Consider the following 19,932-nt stretch of genomic DNA (forward strand, 5'->3'; position numbering starts at 1 on the left):
CTGTCTTTCGTAGTGTATTATTCCGGCGCTAACTAAGGAAAAAATATGGACTTTATGCAATTCATGGACGTCATTCTGCACGTCGATAAATCCCTTGGCTTTTTGATCAAGGAATACGGCACCCTGGTCTATATGGTTCTGTTCCTGATCGTTTTTTGCGAAACCGGCCTGGTGGTATTGCCGTTTTTGCCTGGCGATACCTTGTTATTTATCGGTGGTGCGTTTTGCGCAACAGGTGAAATGAATATCTGGCTGCTGATGGGTATGCTGATTATTGCGGCAACTACCGGCAACACGCTGAATTACTGGATAGGCAGCGTGATCGGGCATAAGGTCTACACCCACGATTATCGATGGCTGGACAAAAAGGCATTGCAAAGGACCCATGCGTTTTACGAGCATCACGGCGGCAAGACCATCATCCTGTCGCGTTTCGTGCCTATCGTGCGGACTTTCGCACCGTTTGTGGCCGGGGTGTCCGAGATGACTTTCTCCAAGTTCCAGTTCTTTAATATTACCGGCGCCTTGATGTGGGTGGTCGGCCTGGTTTCGGCCGGCTATTTCTTCGGCAATATCCCGATTATCCGCGATCACCTGAACACGATTGTGCTGGTCGGGGTTGGCGCCGCAGTGGTGCCGGTGGCGCTGGGCGGCCTGTGGAAGTTCTACCGGAAAATGCGCGGCGTATAAGTAAAGTCGAAGCACAGCCGAAGCACAATGAAATAAGGGCGCGCTGCAAGATTTGCAGTGCGCCCTTATTACTTTAAAATCTGGATCGGCGGCTTAGGTCAAACGGTTCCGTGCCAGCGGCGGATTATGGGCAAAATACTTCTTGATCCCTTTCAGGACCGCATCCGCCATCTGATCCTGATAAGCGTTGTCAGTCAGTCTCGCTTCTTCTTCCGGATTGGAAATAAAAGCGGTTTCAATCAGGATGCTAGGAATATCCGGCGCTTTCAACACCGCAAAACCGGCTTGCTCGACCGCGCCCTTGTGCAATTTGTTGATGCCGCCGATTTCATTCAATACCGCGCTGGCGAGTTTCATGCTGTCGTTGATCTGTGCCGTGGTCGACAAGTCCAGCAGCACGCTCGCCAGTTGACGGTCATGGCTCTGGATATTGATGCCGCCGATCAGGTCGGCCGAGTTTTCCTTGTTGGCCAGCCAGCGTGCAGCGGTTGAACTGGCGCCTTTTTCCGACAGGGCAAATACCGAGGAGCCGCGTGCGGTCGGCGTCACGAAGGCGTCGGCATGGATGGAAACGAACAGGTCGGCTTGCACCTTCCTGGCCTTCTGCACGCGTACGCCGAGCGGTACAAAATAATCGGCGTCGCGCGTCAGCATCACCCGCATGTTCGGCTGTTGCTCGATCTTGGCCTTGAGCCGCTTGGCAATCGACAGCACGACGTCTTTTTCACGGTTGCCGCCGCGCCCGGTGGCGCCCGGGTCTTCACCGCCATGTCCCGGATCGAGGGCGATGGTGATCATGCGCGTTAAGGTCGGGGTCGGGGTTTTGTCGGGTTTGGGATCGACGCGGGCGATCTGCGGCGGTGGCGGCTCGGGTTGCGCTTGCAGCGGCGGTTTTGGCTCCGGCGGTTTGGTTTGCGCTACTGGCGGCGCGACTTCGCCCGGGTTGGCGGATGGCCATTCACCCTTTTCGATCATGGCGGCGATCGGGTCGGGCGGGTTGGCCGGATACAAATCGAATACCAGCCGATGCTGGTAGCCGCCCACCGGATCCAGGGTAAACACCTGCGGTTTGACTTCTTCCTTCAGGTCGAACACCAGCCGCACGACGTTGGGGCGGTTCTGTCCGACCCGGACCTGTTTGATATAGGGATCGTTAGGCTGAATCTTGGCGACCAGTTCCTTCAAGGTAGGATTGAGTTCGATGCCTTCGATATCGACCACCATGCGGTCCGGATTTTGCACCAGGAAATGGGTGGTTTTCAGTTCCGAGTCGTTTTCCAGGGTGACGCGGGTGTAGTCCTCTGCCGGCCAGACCCGTACTGCGACAATTTGCGCGGCGCGCGCCGACAGCGGCGCCAGTACTGAAATGAGCAAGGTGCCGCCGGCCTTGAGTATGGTGCGGCGAACCTTTGATTTTAAAGGTTTGGTGCAAATTTCAATCGAGCGAGACATTGACTACCCTTATCAGATAACGCCTGCAATTCTACATCACGTCCCCTGTCGGAAACATGGGAAACACTGAGTAATACATTGATGTCGGGCGGCGGCAACGCGGCAGCGGCTTTTTCCGGCCATTCGACGATACAGATGGTGCTTTGGTTGAAATATTCGCGGAAACCGGCCTCCAGGAATTCATCCGGACTGGCCATCCGATACAAATCGAAGTGCATCACTTCGACCGCCTGTTGGGCTATCTGGATGGTATAAGGTTCCACCAAAGTGTAAGTAGGGCTTTTGACGTGGCCCTCATAACCGGCAGCGTGCAGCAAGGCGCGGGTCAGCGCGGTTTTGCCCGCCCCCAGGTCGCCATGCAAATGGAACGCCAGCCCGGGCAGCAAGGCTCTCGCCAATGCGGCTCCCAGAGCGCTGGTTCCGGCTTCATCGTGCAGGTGGGTAGTAAAATGGGGCATCTCGTTACATAGTCCTTCGTATCAGGTCTTTTAAATCAAATCTTTTAAATCGAGTCTTTTAAATCGAATCTTTAGCATCAAGTCTTTTAAGTCGCCCAGCCATGGTAGTCACCGAACAAAACTTAGCAGCGCTAGCCACCACCATCAAAGCGTGGGGGCGGGAGCTTGGCTTTGCCGATATCCGCATCAGCGATGTCGATCTGGCGCAGCAAGAGGCTGGCTTCGAGGCATGGCTGGCGCTTGGCTATCACGGTGAGATGGATTATATGGCAGCGCACGGAATGAAGCGCGCCCGGCCTGCGGAACTGGTGCCCGGTGCGATCCGGGCGATTGCGGTGCGCATGGATTATCTGCCGCGCGCCTATAAAGATGATCAGGATAGTCAGGATGGTCAGCGCAACTGGCGCTCGCGCGAACAGGCGCGGCTGGCGCCGGCCGCCGCCGGCACTGCCACAGTGTCGCTGTATGCGCGCGGACGCGATTATCACAAGGTGCTGCGTTCGCGCATGCAGCAGCTGGCGGACCGCATCAAGGGCGAGATCGGCGATTTCGGCTATCGCGTGTTTACCGATTCGGCGCCGGTGATGGAGGTGGCCCTGGCGCAGAAGGCCGGCCTGGGCTGGCGCGGCAAGCACACCTTATTGCTGAATCGCGAAGCCGGATCGTTTTTCTTTCTCGGTGAAATCCTGACCGATCTGCCGTTGCCGGTTGACGAGTCCGTCAGCTCGCATTGCGGGCAGTGCAGCGCGTGTATCGATGTCTGTCCAACCAAGGCGATCGTCGGCCCGTACCGGCTCGACGCCCGCCGTTGCATCTCTTATCTGACGATCGAATTGAAAGGCAGCATCCCGGTGGAACTGCGGCCGCTGATCGGTAACCGCGTCTACGGCTGCGACGATTGCCAGCTGTTCTGTCCATGGAACAAGTTTGCGCAACCGTCCACGCTGGGAGATTTCGATGTACGCAACGGCCTCGATCGAGCCACTCTGGTGGAATTATTCGGCTGGAGCGAGGAGCAGTTTAATAGCCGCATGGAAGGCAGTCCGATTCGCCGCATCGGCTATCAGCGCTGGCTGCGCAATATGGCGGTGGGCCTTGGCAATACCGCGGCGGCCGGCGCCGGCACGCCGGAGATCGTCGCCGCCCTGCAACAGCGCAGCGACGATCCGTCCGAGCTGGTGCGCGAGCACGTAGCATGGGCCCTGCAGCAGCATGGCGCCTGATTGTTTATTGCTGCAAAACCCACAGCCAGAAAGGCAAGGTCAGCGCCGACAGCATGGTGCCGCTGGAAATCATGAACGCTACCAGAGGGCCGTTGCCGCCCATCCTGGCGGCCAGAATGTAGGCGCTGGAGGCGGTCGGCAGGGCGCAAAACAGGACGACTATCTGCAGTTGCGACGGCGCCAGTCCCAGCCACTGACCCAGCAGCCAGGCCATGGCCGGCAGCGCCAGCAGCTTGACCGCCAGGAAGTACCCGGTCAGCGCTTTGGCCCTATGCGCGCCGCTTAAGCGCAGGCCAGCCCCCACCAGCAACAGGCCCAGCGCTAGCGCGGAGTTGCCGAGGCGCGACAAGACCGCTCCCGCCACTTCCGGCATCGGCAAGCCGGACAGGCTATACAAGAGCCCGCAAGCGGTGGCGATCAGCAAGGGATTGCGCGCCAGCTCCTTGAGCAAGCCGCCGCTTTTATGCGCCAGGGCATGGACCGCCGCCAGATTGCATAAAGGTACGCCAAAGCCGATCAGCATCGCCATCATGCCGGTGGCTTGCTCGCCGCCCAGCCTGGCCGCCAGGGCCAGCGCCATATACGAATTGAAGCGGTAGCCGGTTTGCATGCCGGATTCATAATCCATAGGCGCTGCCTTGATCCACGGTTTGCCCAGCCAGGTAAGAAAGATGGCGCCAAGCAGCGCGCACATGCCGATCATCAGCATCTTGCCGCTGGTGTCGAAGCTGAGAGGGGTGCGCGCAGTGGAATAAAAGAGCAAGGCGGGGAAGAGCAGGAAATACACCAGTTTCTCCGCCCCGGTCCAGAACCCAGTCCCCCAGTTGCTGATACGGTACAAGATCGCTCCCAGCAGTATCAGCGAGAAATCCGGAAACAACAGGTTGACGATATACATGGAGTGGCGAATATTGTTAGAAAGCAAGCTCGATTGTAGACACACCGGGCCGTCTTGCGTAATTTAAGGGAAAAGCGCCGACATTTATTTCTGTGTGGAAAATTTGTGGTCGTCAGAGAGTATCATTTTAATAATGGTTTAGTGAAAACCTATTTTGTTTAGTTAAAATGATTCATATAAATTATTTGTTCAATCTGCGTAACTCCTGTTACAGTGCGACCACACCAGATATTGCAGATTGTAAAAAAATCAGCAAATTGAACCGGATTTCGGTTTCCGGGAAAACAGTAGTCATGTGGCACAGAATTCAGAATTTTTAAGCGTCTGGCGAAGCGATTAAGCGATTGCCAAGCAGGTTGAATCAACAGGATTGTAGGTGGTGGTGCATAAGAACGGTATTGATACCGGGGATACTGAGGAGACCTTGCATTCCGAATGAAGCCGTCTAAACGGCCGGGAATGCATACGAAGTAATTTGAGGCGCATCGACAGATGCGCCTTTTTTATTTTATGCTACGCGGTATGAACATAATCTCAGATAGTCCGCTCAAGCGCGCCGCCGGCGGCCAGCTCCCCGCGCAGCATTTCACCGCCGTGGTCGCCGCGCCATTCGGTGCGATGGGCATACGCACCGAAGCCGGCTTGCTGCAGGAATTGGTCTATCTACCCCCGTCATTTCACGAAAAAGACGCCACCGATGCGTTGGCCGCACGCGCGGTCAAGCAGATCGGCCGTTATCTGGAACAACCGGATTTCCGCTTCGACCTGCCCTTGGCGCCGCTAGGCACCGCTTTCCAGCACAGAGTGTGGAAGGCGATTGCCGCAATACCGCGTGGAGAAGTGCTTACTTATGGCCAGGTCGCCAAGCTGATAGAGTCGGCGCCGCGCGCGGTTGGGCAGGCATGCGGGGCCAACTGGTTCCCGCTGGTGATTCCCTGCCACCGGGTAACCGCGGCAGGCGGCATAGGCGGCTTTTCTCATCACGACGACGTCGATGGTTTCCATTTGCGCGTCAAACGCTGGTTGCTGGAGCATGAAGGCGTGGTTGGCCTGTGAGAAGGTCCAGCGCTGAGACACTAACGAAACCGGCACTAAACGCCGAACATCAAACCGCGATCGACGAGTTCTGCGACAGCTTGTGGCTGGAAGACGGCCTTGCCAAGAACTCGCTTGAAGCCTATCGGCGCGACATGACGCTGTTCGCCTTGTGGTTACAGGCGCAACCGGACGGCAAATCCTTGTTTACTACCCATGCCGGCGATCTGAACGCTTATTTCCTGGCAAGGCATGAAAGCAGCAAGGCGACCTCCTCGAACCGTCGCCTGGCGGTGCTGAAGCGTTTTTACCTGCTGGCCTTGCGGCAAAACCGCATCAGCGTCGATCCTTGCCTGCATTTGCGCTCTGCCAAGCAAGCGCCGCGTTTCCCCAAGATCTTGTCCGAAGCCCAGGTTGAAGCCTTGTTGGCCGCGCCCGATGTTGCGACGCCGCTCGGCCTGCGCGACCGCACCATGCTGGAGCTGATGTATGCCAGCGGTTTGCGGGTATCGGAGCTGGTGTTGCTGAAAACGCTGGAAGTCGGCATGAACGAGGGTGTGTTGCGGATTACCGGCAAGGGCAATAAAACGCGTCTGCTGCCGTTTGGCGAAGAAGCGCGCAACTGGATCGTGCGCTACCTGAAAGATGCGCGCGGCCAGATCATGAACGGCCAGATGGACGATGCGTTGTTCGTGACGGCCCGCGGCGGCGCCATGACGCGCCAGATGTTCTGGACCTTGATCAAGAAATACGCAGCCAAGGCTGCCATCAATGCGCCGCTGTCGCCGCATACCTTGCGCCACGCATTTGCCACCCACCTGCTGAATCACGGCGCGGATTTGCGCGTAGTGCAACTGCTGTTGGGGCATGCCGACATATCTACTACCCAGATTTACACGCATGTGGCGCGTGAACGCTTGAAGGCGCTGCATGCGGCGCATCATCCGCGCGGCTGAAATTTTGGAGACCGGATGCGGGCAGCATTGATGAAGTCGAATGGATTGGTTGGTGTTTTGATAATCCTCCATTAAATTGAATTCTGCATCCTCCCAATTATTCTCCTGTATCCTGTAATACATCTATTCAAGAGTCTATTTAGGGGGCGCAATTGGCAAAAACGAATTTTCAGTATGAAAAACGGCAAAAAGAGTTAGAGAAGAAAAAAAAGAAGGAAGAAAAGCTGAAACGTAAGGCGGAGAAAGGTTCTTCCACCGAAGTTGAAGCAGAAGATGCGGCAGAGTCCGAACTGCCGGCGACCGGTGAGCCGGCTTCCGACGAGCCAAAACAGCCTTAAACGTCAAGCGCGGCGGTCAGCCCGATCAGCGTGGATCAGCGGCAGGGTTGTCGCTGCGTCAAGTTTTACGAACGAAAACATGATTTGCCAGCAGACGCTCAGGCACAGGGCGCTGCGTTCAAATACCCGGTATGACAAAACATATTTCAGAGACCCCGGCGACGCAATTCTTGCGCAAGCACGGCGCGGTCTTTTCCGAGCACCCCTATGCATATGAAGAACATGGCGGCACCACGGTATCGGCGCGCGCATTAGGCGTGGACGAACATCATGTGGTGAAGACGCTGGTGATGCAGGATGAGGCGGCCAAGCCCCTGATCATCCTGATGCACGGCGATCGCAAGGTGTCGACCAAGAACCTGGCGCGGCAAATCGGCTGCAAGTCGGTCGAGCCATGCAAGCCGGAGGTGGCGCACCGCCATTCCGGTTATCTGATCGGCGGCACTTCGCCGTTCGCTACCCGCAAGGCGCTGCCCGTCTATATAGAAGAAAGCATCCTGGCCTTGCAGAAGATATATATTAACGGTGGCCGGCGTGGCTATTTGATCGGCATGGCGCCGCACAGCGCGGCCGATCTGTTGCAAGCAAAAGCGGTCCGGTGTGCGCTGGACGAGTAAGCAGAATAAATGCCAGACCTGAATCAACCAAATACAAAAGAAAGAGACACGCATGTACACATTGTTATTCGCGCTTGCCGCCTACCTGATCGGTTCGGTATCGTTCGGCATCATCACCAGCAAGGTATTCGGGCTGGGAGATCCGCGTACCTACGGCTCGAATAATCCGGGCGCCACCAATGTCCTGCGCAGCGGGAATAAAACCGCGGCAGCCCTGACTTTGCTCGGCGATGGTTTCAAGGGTTGGCTGGCGGTGTGGCTGACACAGAAATACGGGCCGCAATTCGGCCTGGGCGACGGCGCCGTGGCGCTGGCCGCCGTGGCGGTGTTTTTGGGGCATCTGTGGCCAGTGTTTTTCCGTTTTGCCGGCGGCAAAGGTGTGGCGACATTGCTCGGTATCCTGATTGGCATCAGCCTCTGGCTGGGCCTGGCGACCATCGCGACCTGGATGATCGTGGCCTATGCATTTCGCTATTCCTCGCTGGCGGCCTTGATTGCCAGCGTATTCGCCCCATTCTTCTATGCCTTGATGGAAGGGCCGGACATGATTTTGCTGGCAATTGTCGTCATGAGCGCCTTGCTGATCTATCGCCATGCCAAAAACATCGGCAATTTACTGGCCGGCAAGGAAAGCCGTATCGGCGCCAAGAAGAAGGGCGGCAAGACGGCGTAGGGCGGGCGCCTGCGCCCACGCGTGACTTCAAATCCGCCATCATGCTTAGCCGGCAACGCGGGCAAAAAACTTGCCCATCCTGCCGATGATAAAAAAAGCGCTGCTCCCTTCCGGGTCAGCGCTTTTTTACTTGGATTTACCGTAGTCGTTATATCGAATTAGCTATAAGTCAGATTTTGTTGATGTCAATATAAAACTATTGCTGCGATGCAGTATGGTATTTCAAGCTGAAATTCAGTTTTCCATACAATGAAAAAACTAATCAACCGCAATTTCCCATAGTATTTCGCCTTGCTATGCAGCATATTTTCATATTATGAAATCAAATATCGCTATTTGGAAATGGAAAAAACTCCTGTTAGAATTTGGCGTCCGTCTACAAAGTGACGTAGACGCTTGCGACCCAACCCGCTAATCCGATGTTAAATTGGACAGGCGCACAAATTCAGGAGACTCAGCATGTCAGCCCAGCTCGACCAGGTTTTGGCCCAGGCCGCCAACGATCCAGACGTCATAGAAACCCAAGAATGGCTTGATGCGCTAGAAGCTGTTATTGAAACCGAAGGCCCTGAACGCGCCCACTATCTGATGGAAAGAATGGTCGACCTGGCCCGCCGCCGCGGCGCCCAGATCCCGTTTTCCAGCAACACCGCTTACGTCAACACCATCCCGGCCCACATGGGCGAGCCTTGCCCCGGCGATCTGGAAATCGAAGAGCGCCTGCGCTCGTGGATGCGCTGGAACGCGATGGCCATGGTGGTCAAGGCCAACCGCCTCGACGGCGACCTCGGCGGCCATCTGTCCAGCTTTGCATCGCTGGCCAACATGCTGGGCATCGGCTTCAATCACTTCTGGCATGCTCCTTCCGAGAACCATGGTGGCGACCTGTTGTACATCCAGGGCCACTCGTCGCCAGGCATCTACGCCCGCGCTTTCCTTGAAGGCCGCCTGACTGAAGAGCAACTGCTGCATTTCCGTCGCGAAGTCGACGGCAACGGCCTGTCTTCCTACCCGCATCCGAAGCTGATGCCGGATTTCTGGCAATTCCCTACCGTATCGATGGGCCTGGGCCCGCTGATGGCGATTTACCAGGCGCGTTTCCTGAAATACCTGCATGCACGCAGCATCGCCGATACCGCCAACCGCAAGGTTTGGGCCTTCTGCGGCGACGGCGAAATGGACGAGCCGGAATCGATGGGCGCCATCGGCATGGCCGGCCGCGAGCGTCTGGACAACCTGGTGATCGTGGTCAACTGCAACCTGCAGCGCCTGGACGGCCCGGTGCGCGGTAACGGCAAGATCATCCAGGAACTGGAAAGCGATTTCCGCGGCGCCGGCTGGAACGTGGTCAAGGTGATCTGGGGCGCAGGCTGGGACGATCTGCTGGCGCGCGACAAGGAAGGCATCCTGCAACGCGTGATGATGGAAACCGTCGACGGCGAATACCAGAACTACAAGGCCAAGGACGGCGCTTTCGTACGCAAGCATTTCTTCGGCAAGCATCCGAAGCTGCTGGAACTGGTCAGCAAGATGTCGGACGACGATATCTGGCACCTGACCCGCGGCGGCCACGATCCGCACAAGATTTACGCTGCTTTCAAAGTGGCGCAAGAACACAAGGGCCAGCCGACCGTCTTGCTGGTCAAGAGTATCAAGGGCTACGGCTTCGGCAAATCGGGCGAAGCGCGCAATACTGCGCACAACACCAAGAAGCTGGACGACGAAGCCATCAAGGCCATGCGCGACCGCTTCCAGTTGCCGATTGCCGACGAGCAGCTGCCTGAAGTGCCGTTCTTCAAGCCATCCGACGACACCCCGGAAATGCAATACCTGCACGCCCGCCGCAAAGCGCTGGGCGGTTACCTGCCGCAACGCCGGCAGAAAGCCGACGAAGTATTGGTGGTGCCGGAATTGTCCACATTCAAGGGCGCCTTGGAGCCGACTGCCGAAGGCCGTGAAATTTCCACGACCCAGGCTTACGTGCGTATCCTCAACATCCTGCTGCGCGACCCGAGCCTGGGCCAGCGCGTGGTGCCGATCATGGTCGACGAATCGCGTACTTTCGGTATGGAAGGCCTGTTCCGCCAGATCGGTATTTTCAGCCAGGTCGGCCAATTGTACGAGCCGGTCGATAAAGACCAGGTGATGTACTACCGTGAAGACAAGGCTGGCCAGATCCTGCAAGAGGGGATCAACGAAGCCGGCGGCATGAGTTCATGGATTGCTGCGGCAACTTCCTACTCGACCAATAACCGGGTCATGATTCCGTTCTACACCTACTACTCGATGTTCGGCCTGCAGCGTATCGGCGACCTGGCCTGGGCGGCGGGCGACATGCGCGCCCGCGGCTTCCTGCTGGGCGGCACCGCTGGCCGTACCACATTGAACGGCGAAGGCTTGCAACATGAAGACGGCCACAGCCACGTGCTGGCTTCGACCATCCCGAACTGCGTTCCTTACGATCCAACCTTCTCGCACGAAGTCGCAGTCATCATGCATGATGGCCTGCGCCGCATGGTCACCAATCAGGAAGACGTGTTCTACTACCTGACGCTGATGAACGAGAACTACAGTCATCCAGGTCTCAAGGAAGGCCAGGAAGAGGGCATCATCAAGGGCCTCTACCTGCTGCAGGAAGGCGGCAAGAAGAGCAAGCAACGCGTGCAGCTGATGGGTTCCGGCACGATCCTGCGCGAAGTCATCGAAGGCGCGGCATTGCTCGCCAGCGACTGGGGCGTCGATGCCGATGTCTGGTCGGCGCCGTCGTTCACCTTGCTGGCCCGCGACGGCCAGGATGTCGAACGCTGGAACATGCTGCATCCGACCGCAACACCGCGTCTGGCGCACATCACCCAATGCCTGCAAGACACCGCCGGTCCGATCATCGTCTCCACCGACTACATGCGCACTTTCGCTGAGCAGGCGCGTGCTTTTGTTCCTGCGGGCCGTACTTATAAAGTGCTGGGCACGGACGGCTTCGGTCGCTCGGATACCCGCGCCAAGCTGCGTGAATTCTTCGAAGTCAATCGCTACTATGTGGCAGTGGCGGCATTGAAGGCCCTGGCGGACGAAGGCAAGATCAAAGCCTCGGTTGTCGCCGATGCGATTACCAAGTATGGTATCAATCCGGAGAAGCCGAATCCGGTCACGCAATAAGGTACTGGTCTTGATAACTGGATAATAAGTTAACAAGCAATAGCAGGTAAGGGTAAGCAAGCCAGTATTAAAATTTCCACGGCTATATATGCGGGTCTGGCGGACCTGAATTTTCTGAAAAGAAACTCAGGCCCGCCAGATTCGCATATGCAGCGGGCAGAATGAATGGAGCTAAGCGATGAGTATGGTGGAAGTCAAAGTCCCGGATATCGGCGACGTCAGTGAAGTTGAAGTCATTGAATTGATGGTCAAGGTCGGCGACACGGTAAAGGTGGATCAATCGCTGATCACGGTCGAATCCGACAAGGCCAGCATGGAAATCCCGTCCAGTCATGCGGGCGTGATCAAGGAATTGAAAGTCAAGCTGGGCGACAAGGTCAAGGAAGGCACTTTGGTGCTGGTACTGGAAGCCGATGCGGTTGCAGCTGCACCGGCGCCAGCCAGTGCTCCGGCTGCCGCGCCAGCAGCTCCGGCCCCGGCCGCGGCGGAAAACAAACCGGCTCCGGTCGCTGCAGCAGCTCCGGCAGTATCGGCAGCGCCGGTTCACGCCAGCGGCAGCATCCCGCATGCGTCGCCATCGGTGCGCAAATTTGCGCGTGAGCTGGGCGTTGACCTGAGCCGCGTTGCCGGCACCGGCATCAAGGCTCGCATCACCCATGAAGATGTACAGAATTACGTCAAGGGTGTGATGTCGGGTGCGGCCAGCGCTAGCCCCGCCGCTTCAGCCGGCAAGGGCGGCAGCGGTGTCGGCCTGGACCTGCTGGCATGGCCGTCGCTGGATTTCAGCAAGCAAGGCCCAACCGAGTTGCTGCCCTTGTCGCGCATCAAAAAGCTCAGCGGTCCGAACTTGCATCGCAACTGGGTCATGATCCCGCACGTCACGCAATTCGACGAAGCCGATATCACCGAGCTGGAAGAATTCCGCAAGCAAGCCAATGACAGTTTCGCCAAGGCCAAGTCGCCGGTCAAGCTGACCATGCTGGCCTTCGTGATCAAGGCCAGCGTCGCTGCGCTGAAGAAATTCCCGGCGTTCAACTCCTCGCTCGACGGCAAGGGTGAAAACCTGATCCTCAAGCAGTACTACAACATCGGCTTTGCCGCCGACACGCCGAACGGCCTGGTAGTACCGGTGATCAAGGATGCCGACAAAAAGGGCATCAGCCAGATCGCCCTGGAAATGGGCGAATTGTCTGCCCAGGCCCGCGACGGCAAGCTGAAGCCGGCCGACATGCAAGGCGCAACCTTCACGATTTCTTCGCTGGGCGGTATCGGCGGTACGGCATTCACGCCGATCATCAATGCCCCTGAAGTGGCGATCCTGGGCTTGTCGAAAGCGTCGATGAAACCGGTCTGGGACGGCAAGCAATTCGTGCCGCGCCTGATGATGCCTACCTCCTTGTCTTACGATCATCGCGTGGTCGACGGCGCCATGGGTGCGCGCTTTAGCGTCTATCTGGCTGAAGTGCTGGCCGACATGCGCAAGACATTGTTGTGATGCCGGGCGGCGCACAATGAAAGCCGGTTCTTTCATTTTGCGTCGCTTGCGGTCATTTGGCATACCGATGGAGAGCAACTATGACTACCTGTGTTGTCGTCAAAAAAAATGGGCAAATCGCGATTGCGTCTGATTCGCTGGTGACATTCGGCGATACCCGTTTGTCGCATGCTTATGAGGTCAACAACAAGATATTCCAGGTTGGCGAATCGTATATCACCTTGGCCGGCACCGCGGCTCATTTCCCGGTGATGCGCAAGCTGCTGACTGGCATGGGAGAGGACTGCAAGCTGAATACGCGCGATGAGGTATTTGAAACCTTTTCCAAGGTGCACACCATCCTCAAGGATCAGTATTTCCTGAATACCAAAGAGGATGAAGACGATCCCTACGAGTCATCGCAGATTACCGCCTTGATTGCCAATCCTTGCGGCATTTTCGGGGTGTACTCCTATCGCGAAGTGTTCAGTTTCGATCGTTTCTGGGGCATAGGCAGCGGCCGCAATTTTGCCTTGGGCGCGATGTATGCAGTCTACGATCAGGATGTCAGCGCACAGCGTATCGCCGAAGTCGGGATTCATGCCGGCGTTGAATTCGATAAGAGCTCTGCCACCCCGATGCGCATTCACAGTTTTGCAATGAAATCCTAGGCGGCGCACAGCACGCAGCATCACACTACATCACACATTTTTTCTCCTGACGGAGGAACGAGCATGGAGCAAACGCTATGAGTATGGTTGAAGTCAAGGTCCCCGATATCGGCGACGTCAAAGAAGTAGAAGTCATTGAACTGCTGGTCAAGGTGGGCGATGCCGTCAAGGTCGATCAATCGCTGATCACGGTGGAATCGGACAAGGCCAGCATGGAGATTCCTTCGAGCCAGGCCGGCGTCATCAAGGAAATCAAGGTCAAGGTCGGCGACAAGGTGAGCGAAGGCTCGCTGGTTCTGGTGCTGGAGGCCGCCGGCGCTGCCGCTGCGCCCGCTGCTGCACCGGCCGCGGCGCCAGCTGCCGCCGCTCCGGCTGCAGCAATCGCACCTGCTGCGCCTGCCGCGGCGACCGGCGCCGTCAGCACGATCGAAATCAAAGTGCCGGATATCGGCGATGTCAAGGAAGTCGACGTCATCGAGTTGATGGTCAAGGTGGGCGACAGCGTCAAGGTCGACCAGTCGCTGATTACCGTCGAATCGGACAAGGCCAGCATGGAAATTCCATCGAGCCAGGCCGGTACGATCAAGGAAATCAAGGTCAAGGTCGGCGACAAGGTTAGCGAAGGGTCGCTGATCGTGTTACTGGAGACCGCAGCTGCAGCGACTGCCGCAGCTCCTGTTACTTCCGCCGCAGCTGCTCCGGCAGCAGCGCCTGCTGTCGCCGCTCCCGCCGCCGTCAGTTTCGCCGGCAAGGTCGATATCGAGTGCGACACCATGGTGCTCGGTGCCGGTCCTGGCGGTTATACCGCAGCATTCCGCGCCGCCGATCTGGGGCAAAGCGTGGTGATGATCGAGCGCTATCCTAGCCTCGGCGGGGTTTGCCTGAACGTCGGATGTATTCCGTCCAAGGCGCTCTTGCATGCGGCCAAGGTGATTACCGAAGCGGAAGAAATGGCGCATTTCGGCGTCAAGATGTCGGCGCCGGAAATCGATATCGACGCCTTGCGCGGCTGGAAGGAAAGCGTCATCAAGAAATTGACCGGCGGCCTGAGCGGCTTGTCCAAGGCGCGCAAAGTGCAAGTGCTGACCGGCAAGGGTGAATTCAGCTCAGCCAACACGATCACGGTAGCAACCGCTGACGGCCCGAAAGTAGTCGGCTTCAAGAATGCGATTATCGCCGCCGGTTCTTCGGTTGCCCAAATCCCCGGTTTCCCTTACGGCGATGCGCGTCTGATCGACTCCACCGGCGCGCTCGAACTGCGCCAGATTCCGAAGAAACTGCTGGTCATCGGCGGCGGCATCATCGGCCTGGAAATGGCTTGCGTGTATGACGCGCTCGGTTCCAAGGTCACGGTGGTCGAATTTGCCGACGGCTTGATTCCGGCGGCCGACCGCGACGTCGTCAAGCCGCTGCAAAAACGTATCGAAAAACGCTACGAAGCGATTTACCTGAAAACCAAGGTCACCAAGCTGGAAGCCTTGAAAGAAGGTTTGCGCGCAACGTTTGAAGGCGCCGACAGCAGCTCGCCGGCAGCACCGGAACCGCAACTGTACGATATGGTGCTGGTGGCCGTAGGCCGCCGTCCTAACGGCAAGGAAATCGCAGCTGAGAAAGCCGGCGTGATCGTCAACGAGCGCGGCTTCATTCCTGCCGACAAACAGCAGCGCACCAACGTCTCGCACATCTTTGCCATCGGCGACATCTGCGGCGACCCTATGCTGGCGCACAAAGCCACCAACGAAGCCAAGGTTGCAGCCGAAGTGATCGCCGGGCACAAGGTTGAGTTCGATGCCATGACGATTCCTTCGGTGGCCTACACCGATCCGGAAATCGCCTGGATGGGCTTGACCGAAACCGAAGCCAAAGCCAAGGGCATTCCTTTCGAAAAAGCCAATTTCCCGTGGGCGGCAAGCGGCCGTGCACTGGCAATGGGCCGCGACGACGGCATGACCAAGCTGTTATGGGATCCGACGACAAAACGCATCATCGGCGCCGGCATCGTCGGCGTGAATGCCGGCGAGCTGTTGGCGGAAACCGTGCTGGCGATGGAAATGGGTGCGGACCTGGAAGACCTGGCGCTGACCATCCATGCACATCCGACGCTGTCGGAGACGCCGATGTTTGCGGCTGAAATGGGCCTGGGTACGATCACCGACCTGTTCATCCCAAAGAAAAAATAGAGGAGTAGGGTGGGCACGCAGTGCCCACGCAGCATAAAAAACGCCGTTCCAGCATCAGCCGGAACGGCGTTTTTATTTAAATCAGCCAACAACAATCAATCGAAATACCTGCGCACGGCCTCAAAGCGCGTCGCGTAATACTGATTGTCAAGACGGTCTATACGCACCTTGCCGTTGGTCGACGGCGCATTGATGAAACGGCCGTCGCCAATGTAAATCCCGACATGGGAAAAAGCGCGGTGCATGGTATTGAAAAAAACCAGGTCGCCAGGACGCAGCTCGGCCCTGGAAACGCTTTTCCCCTGGCGCGCAATGTCTGCCGCGCTACCGGTGACATTGAGACCCGCAGCCTGTCTATACACATAACTGACCATGCCGCTGCAATCGAGCCCGGCTTCCGGGTTCTTGCCGCCGAAGCGGTAGTTGGTGTCAATCAGGCCCAGCGAGTAGATGACGACGTCGTTGCCCTTTTCGCTGACGGGCGTGTCGTCGGCGGAACCGGGGCGGACCGAACCGGTTCCGCCGCAAGCTGCCAGTAACAAGACCAGGCAACAGATAAAGAGATTTCTAACCGTCATCGAGTACTCGCCTTTAGTCAGTCTTACTTCTTGAGCCGGCTGATCACGTCCGACAGCATGGCGATCATCTGGTCGATTTCGGCAATCGTCACGTTCAGCGACGGCATGAAGCGCAGCAGGTTTGGCCGCGGCGAGTTCAGCAGCAGGCCGACCGGATTCAGGTCGCGCGCGATATCGACAATTTGCGGACCGATGTCGCTGCCCAGTTTCAGCGCGCGCAACAAACCTTCGCCACGTTCGCCTTCGAGCCCGTGTTTCTCGGCAAGTTTCAACAACTCGCTGCTCAGGTAGGCGCCCTTGTCTTTTACCGATTGCAGGAAGCCAGGCGCCAGCAAGGTATTGATCACCGCCACGCCGACTGCTGTCATCAAGGGATTGCCGTTGTAAGTACCGCCCTGGTCGCCAGCCTCGAAGCAGGCGATCTCTTCGCGCGCCAGCAATGCCGCCAGCGGCACGCCGCCGCCGATGCCTTTACCAAGCGTCATGATATCCGGTGTGATGCCGGACAACTGATAAGCGAACAGTTCACCGCTGCGGCCCATGCCGGATTGCACCTCGTCGACGATCAGCAAGATGCCGCGTTTCTTGGTCAGTTCGCGCAAGCCTTGCATGAATTCGCGTGTCGCCGGAATCACACCGCTTTCGCCCTGAACCGGCTCCAGCATGACCGCTACGGTCTTGTCGCTGATCAGTTTTTCGACGCTGGCCAGATCGTTCAGTTCGGCTTTCGGGAAGCCAGGCACTTGCGGTGCAAAAATGGTATCCCAGCCCGGTTTGCCGCTGGCTGACATGGTGGCCAGCGTACGGCCGTGAAAACTGTGATGGAAGGTGATGATTTCAAACCGGTTCTGGCCGGCCTGGTTCGGATTTTTCTTGCCCCATTTGCGCGCCAGCTTGATCGCGCCTTCATTGGCCTCGGCGCCGCTGTTGGTGAAAAACACGCGGTCGAAGCAGGAATTGGCGGTCAGCAGGCGGGCCAGTTCAATCGAGGGCGCATTGTAAAAGGCTGGCGAAGGATTGATGATCTTCCTGGATTGTTCCAGCAGCGCATCCTGGATGCATTGTGGCGAGTGCCCCAGCGAATTGACTGCCCAGCCCTGCAGGTAGTCCAGGTAGCGCTTGCCGGTATGATCCGTCATCCACATGCCGTCGCCTTCGGTAAACACCAGAGGAGGGCGGTTGGTGATGTACATCAGGTCGTTGACCGGATAATCGCTGAATTTCACGCTGTGTTCCATATGGCTACTCCAAAATAAGGGCAAAAAAAAACCACAGGCATCGCCTGTGGCTTCGTGATCAATCGACGGTCACGCGCACGGCTTACCAGGCTGAGGTAATGGGCTACGGCGTCGCAACAATGTCTTGATCATGTTCATGACGCAAATATTAGGACCTTTTGTGTGGTGCGTCAAAAAATATTTGCGCCGTTGTTGTCGGCTGTTCCCACAAATATCGCGCTAAGGCGCCAGATCGGCTTCCGAAGTAAACGAATCCGCATAAAACTCTTCGGCCGGCAATTTGCACAGGGCGACAAAGTCGCGTTGCGCCGATTCCACCACGATCGGCGCGCCGCAGGCATACACCTGGTAAGCGGACAGATCCGGCAAGTCCTCAATCACCGCCTGATGGACGAAGCCGCTACGGCCCTGCCACTGATCTTCCGGCTGTGCATTCGAAATCACCGGCACGAACTTGAAGTTCGGCAGCGTGCGGGCCCATTCCTCGCACAGCGCCATCATGTACAGGTCTTGCGGGCGGCGTCCGCCCCAGTACAAGGTGATCGGCCGCAGCGATCCGGTGTGAGCGGATTGTTCGATCATGGCCTTGATCGGGGCGAAACCGGTACCCGAGGCCAGCAGTACCATCGGCTTGTCCGAATCCTCGCGCAGGAAAAACGTGCCGAGCGGGCCTTCCAGGCGCAAGATGTCACGCTCTTTCATGCTGGAAAATACCTGATCGGTAAATAAGCCGCCCGGCATGTGGCGGATATGCAAGGTCAGATATTCGTCCTTGTAAGGCGCGTTGGCCATGCTGTAGCTGCGCCGTTTGCCATCGCGCAACATGAATTCGACGTATTGGCCGGCCAGATACTGCAGGCGTTCATTGGCCGGCAACTGCAGCGACAATACGATGACGTCGTCGGCAACCTGGTCGAGCTTGACCACGCGGGTCGGCATTTTACGTACCGGGAATTCGCCGATGCCGGCCACTTCGCGCGCTTCGATGGTAAGGTCGGAATGCGGGGTGGCGCAGCAGAACAGGGCAAAGCCCAATTGCTCTTCCTTGACCGGCAGGGCTTTTTCCTGATGGGCGCCGTGGGTGATGTCGCCGTCCAGCAACTTGCCCTTGCACGAACTGCACGCGCCGTTTTTGCAGCCGTAAGGCAGACCGACGCCGGCGCGGATGGCGGCGTTGAGTATGGTCTCGCCCTCGTCGCAGCTGAATTGGCGACCGCTAGGCTGAACAGTTATCTGAAAACTCATACAATCCTGTAATGAAAAATATAAAACAAAACCATGACCATGACGGCAAGCTAGGCAAGCCGCGTCTGTTGATTCTCGGCTGCGGCGACGTGGGATTGCGCTTGGTGGGGCTGCTGAAACACCGCTTTCGCCTATTCGCGGTAACCAGCCAGGCAGCCCGTTGCGCCGAATTGCGCGCTGCCGGTGCGATTCCGCTGGTGGCTGATCTTGATCAACCGGCAACATTGGGGCGCTTGACGCGTCTGGCGCAGATTGTCGTCCATCTGGCGCCGCCGCACTCCGCAGGAGAAAAAGACCAGCGCACCCGTAACCTGGCCGCTATTTTACCCGAGCGGGCGACTCTTGTTTACATCAGTACTACCGGCGTCTATGGCGATTGCGGCGGCGCGCTGGTAGACGAAACCCGCGCGGTGAGCCCGCACAATGGCCGCGCCAGGCGCCGCGTCGATGCCGAACAAGTGTTGCGGGCCTGGGCACGGCGCCGCGGCGGACGCCTGGCCATTCTGCGCGTGCCCGGAATTTACGCTGCAAACCGGCTGCCGCTGGCCCGTTTGCAAAAGGCGACCCCGGCCCTGATCGCCGCCGACGATGTGTATACCAACCATATTCACGCCGACGACCTGGCGCGTATTATCGTGGCGGCAGTCTTCAAGGCGTCGCCCCTGCGCATCTATCATGCGAGCGACAATTCCCAATTGAAAATGGCGGAATACTTCGATCTGGTGGCCCGGGCTTTCGGCTTGCCGTTGTCGCCGCGGCTGCCGCGTGCCGAGCTGGAACAAGTGGTGTCGCCGATGTTGCTGTCCTTTATGTCGGAATCGCGTCGTTTGCAAAACCAGCGTATCAAGCAGGAGTTGGGAGTGCGCTTGCGCTATCCAGATGTGCCGACGGCTTTGCCGGAGTTGGTGGCGGCCGGCAAGCCGGAGGTCGGGCAATAGTGCTATGACGGGCTGCCATATCTGTTTTTCGCATAATGGGCCGACAATCGAAAAAATGATCAATAACGTCGCTTTCGAGGTCCACTTGGACCAGAACGTACCCGATTGCCAT

Annotated in this window: 18 protein-coding genes; 12 read left to right on the forward strand and 6 right to left on the reverse strand. The window is 57.6% G+C overall.

Annotated features, from left to right (window positions below):
- Positions 1-45: 45 nt before the first annotated feature.
- On the forward strand, positions 46-690 hold the full coding sequence (locus BLV81_RS06815) for a VTT domain-containing protein (RefSeq protein WP_092353715.1): 645 nt from the start codon (positions 46-48) through the stop codon (positions 688-690).
- A gap of 93 nt (positions 691-783) precedes the next feature.
- Here BLV81_RS06815 and BLV81_RS06820 read toward each other — a convergent pair whose 3' ends face one another.
- Both BLV81_RS06820 and tsaE read right to left on the reverse strand, forming a co-directional pair.
- Positions 784-2,142, reverse strand: a complete 1,359-nt coding sequence (locus BLV81_RS06820; protein WP_092353717.1) for an N-acetylmuramoyl-L-alanine amidase — start codon at positions 2,140-2,142, stop codon at positions 784-786.
- Complete coding sequence (tsaE, locus tag BLV81_RS06825) at positions 2,106-2,600, reverse strand: tRNA (adenosine(37)-N6)-threonylcarbamoyltransferase complex ATPase subunit type 1 TsaE (protein WP_092353719.1); 495 nt, start codon at positions 2,598-2,600, stop codon at positions 2,106-2,108. The genes BLV81_RS06820 and tsaE overlap by 37 nt, the downstream gene beginning before the upstream one ends.
- A gap of 101 nt (positions 2,601-2,701) precedes the next feature.
- Between tsaE and queG the strand changes: the two genes are divergently transcribed.
- Complete coding sequence (gene queG / locus BLV81_RS06830; RefSeq protein ID WP_092353721.1) at positions 2,702-3,823, forward strand: tRNA epoxyqueuosine(34) reductase QueG; 1,122 nt, start codon at positions 2,702-2,704, stop codon at positions 3,821-3,823.
- Positions 3,824-3,827: 4 nt separating this feature from the next.
- On the opposite strand, the gene BLV81_RS06835 is transcribed toward queG, so the two are convergent.
- On the reverse strand, positions 3,828-4,721 hold the full coding sequence (locus BLV81_RS06835) for an AEC family transporter (protein ID WP_092353723.1): 894 nt from the start codon (positions 4,719-4,721) through the stop codon (positions 3,828-3,830).
- A 618-nt stretch (positions 4,722-5,339) separates the two neighbouring features.
- Between BLV81_RS06835 and BLV81_RS06840 the strand changes: the two genes are divergently transcribed.
- From BLV81_RS06840 to lpdA, 9 genes are all read left to right on the forward strand, one after another.
- Positions 5,340-5,777 (forward strand): methylated-DNA--[protein]-cysteine S-methyltransferase, encoded by a 438-nt coding sequence (locus BLV81_RS06840; protein ID WP_369823834.1) that lies wholly within the window; start codon positions 5,340-5,342, stop codon positions 5,775-5,777.
- Positions 5,774-6,712, forward strand: coding sequence for a site-specific tyrosine recombinase XerD (gene xerD / locus BLV81_RS06845; protein ID WP_092353725.1), 939 nt, complete (start codon positions 5,774-5,776; stop codon positions 6,710-6,712). The genes BLV81_RS06840 and xerD overlap by 4 nt, the downstream gene beginning before the upstream one ends.
- Before the next feature lie 152 nt (positions 6,713-6,864).
- Positions 6,865-7,050 (forward strand): hypothetical protein, encoded by a 186-nt coding sequence (locus BLV81_RS06850; protein WP_092353727.1) that lies wholly within the window; start codon positions 6,865-6,867, stop codon positions 7,048-7,050.
- 131 nt (positions 7,051-7,181) lie between these two features.
- Positions 7,182-7,667 carry an aminoacyl-tRNA deacylase gene (locus tag BLV81_RS06855; RefSeq protein WP_092353729.1) on the forward strand — a complete coding sequence of 162 codons (486 nt, stop codon included), beginning with the start codon at positions 7,182-7,184 and terminating at the stop codon, positions 7,665-7,667.
- A gap of 52 nt (positions 7,668-7,719) precedes the next feature.
- Entirely contained in the window at positions 7,720-8,340 is a 621-nt protein-coding gene (plsY, locus tag BLV81_RS06860; RefSeq protein ID WP_092353731.1) for a glycerol-3-phosphate 1-O-acyltransferase PlsY, read from the forward strand.
- A 459-nt stretch (positions 8,341-8,799) separates the two neighbouring features.
- Complete coding sequence (gene aceE, locus BLV81_RS06865) at positions 8,800-11,496, forward strand: pyruvate dehydrogenase (acetyl-transferring), homodimeric type (protein WP_092353733.1); 2,697 nt, start codon at positions 8,800-8,802, stop codon at positions 11,494-11,496.
- 178 nt (positions 11,497-11,674) lie between these two features.
- Complete coding sequence (gene aceF / locus BLV81_RS06870; RefSeq protein ID WP_092353735.1) at positions 11,675-12,991, forward strand: dihydrolipoyllysine-residue acetyltransferase; 1,317 nt, start codon at positions 11,675-11,677, stop codon at positions 12,989-12,991.
- Between the two features lie 80 nt (positions 12,992-13,071).
- Positions 13,072-13,641, forward strand: a complete 570-nt coding sequence (locus BLV81_RS06875) for an Ntn hydrolase family protein (protein WP_092353737.1) — start codon at positions 13,072-13,074, stop codon at positions 13,639-13,641.
- A 77-nt stretch (positions 13,642-13,718) separates the two neighbouring features.
- Entirely contained in the window at positions 13,719-15,821 is a 2,103-nt protein-coding gene (gene lpdA / locus BLV81_RS06880) for a dihydrolipoyl dehydrogenase (RefSeq protein ID WP_092353739.1), read from the forward strand.
- Positions 15,822-15,916: 95 nt separating this feature from the next.
- Here lpdA and BLV81_RS06885 read toward each other — a convergent pair whose 3' ends face one another.
- The 3 genes from BLV81_RS06885 to BLV81_RS06895 form a co-directional block, all read right to left on the reverse strand.
- Positions 15,917-16,399, reverse strand: coding sequence for a C40 family peptidase (locus BLV81_RS06885; protein WP_255365013.1), 483 nt, complete (start codon positions 16,397-16,399; stop codon positions 15,917-15,919).
- A gap of 23 nt (positions 16,400-16,422) precedes the next feature.
- A complete protein-coding gene (locus tag BLV81_RS06890; RefSeq protein ID WP_092353926.1) occupies positions 16,423-17,625 on the reverse strand; it encodes an acetylornithine transaminase in 1,203 nt (400 codons plus the stop codon).
- Positions 17,626-17,856: 231 nt separating this feature from the next.
- Positions 17,857-18,882, reverse strand: coding sequence for a CDP-6-deoxy-delta-3,4-glucoseen reductase (locus BLV81_RS06895; RefSeq protein ID WP_092353743.1), 1,026 nt, complete (start codon positions 18,880-18,882; stop codon positions 17,857-17,859).
- Positions 18,883-18,893: 11 nt separating this feature from the next.
- Between BLV81_RS06895 and BLV81_RS06900 the strand changes: the two genes are divergently transcribed.
- Positions 18,894-19,820, forward strand: a complete 927-nt coding sequence (locus BLV81_RS06900; protein ID WP_092353745.1) for a sugar nucleotide-binding protein — start codon at positions 18,894-18,896, stop codon at positions 19,818-19,820.
- Positions 19,821-19,932 lie beyond the last annotated feature (112 nt).

Origin of the sequence: Collimonas sp. OK242 (genome assembly GCF_900107095.1) — a bacterium.
GTDB lineage: Bacteria > Pseudomonadota > Gammaproteobacteria > Burkholderiales > Burkholderiaceae_D > Collimonas.

What these genes read in the sequence shown, in the direction of transcription:
- BLV81_RS06900 (WP_092353745.1), top strand. Translation starts at nt 18,894, where the DNA reads ATGAAAAATATAAAACAAAACCATGACCATGACGGCAAGCTAGGCAAG.
- BLV81_RS06815 (WP_092353715.1), top strand. Translation starts at nt 46, where the DNA reads ATGGACTTTATGCAATTCATGGACGTCATTCTGCACGTCGATAAATCC.
- BLV81_RS06885 (WP_255365013.1), bottom strand. Translation starts at nt 16,399, where the DNA reads ATGACGGTTAGAAATCTCTTTATCTGTTGCCTGGTCTTGTTACTGGCA.
- aceF (WP_092353735.1), top strand. Translation starts at nt 11,675, where the DNA reads ATGAGTATGGTGGAAGTCAAAGTCCCGGATATCGGCGACGTCAGTGAA.
- BLV81_RS06855 (WP_092353729.1), top strand. Translation starts at nt 7,182, where the DNA reads ATGACAAAACATATTTCAGAGACCCCGGCGACGCAATTCTTGCGCAAG.
- BLV81_RS06820 (WP_092353717.1), bottom strand. Translation starts at nt 2,142, where the DNA reads ATGTCTCGCTCGATTGAAATTTGCACCAAACCTTTAAAATCAAAGGTT.
- aceE (WP_092353733.1), top strand. Translation starts at nt 8,800, where the DNA reads ATGTCAGCCCAGCTCGACCAGGTTTTGGCCCAGGCCGCCAACGATCCA.
- BLV81_RS06840 (WP_369823834.1), top strand. Translation starts at nt 5,340, where the DNA reads ATGGGCATACGCACCGAAGCCGGCTTGCTGCAGGAATTGGTCTATCTA.
- queG (WP_092353721.1), top strand. Translation starts at nt 2,702, where the DNA reads ATGGTAGTCACCGAACAAAACTTAGCAGCGCTAGCCACCACCATCAAA.
- plsY (WP_092353731.1), top strand. Translation starts at nt 7,720, where the DNA reads ATGTACACATTGTTATTCGCGCTTGCCGCCTACCTGATCGGTTCGGTA.
- BLV81_RS06895 (WP_092353743.1), bottom strand. Translation starts at nt 18,882, where the DNA reads ATGAGTTTTCAGATAACTGTTCAGCCTAGCGGTCGCCAATTCAGCTGC.
- BLV81_RS06875 (WP_092353737.1), top strand. Translation starts at nt 13,072, where the DNA reads ATGACTACCTGTGTTGTCGTCAAAAAAAATGGGCAAATCGCGATTGCG.
- tsaE (WP_092353719.1), bottom strand. Translation starts at nt 2,600, where the DNA reads ATGCCCCATTTTACTACCCACCTGCACGATGAAGCCGGAACCAGCGCT.
- BLV81_RS06835 (WP_092353723.1), bottom strand. Translation starts at nt 4,721, where the DNA reads ATGTATATCGTCAACCTGTTGTTTCCGGATTTCTCGCTGATACTGCTG.
- lpdA (WP_092353739.1), top strand. Translation starts at nt 13,719, where the DNA reads ATGAGTATGGTTGAAGTCAAGGTCCCCGATATCGGCGACGTCAAAGAA.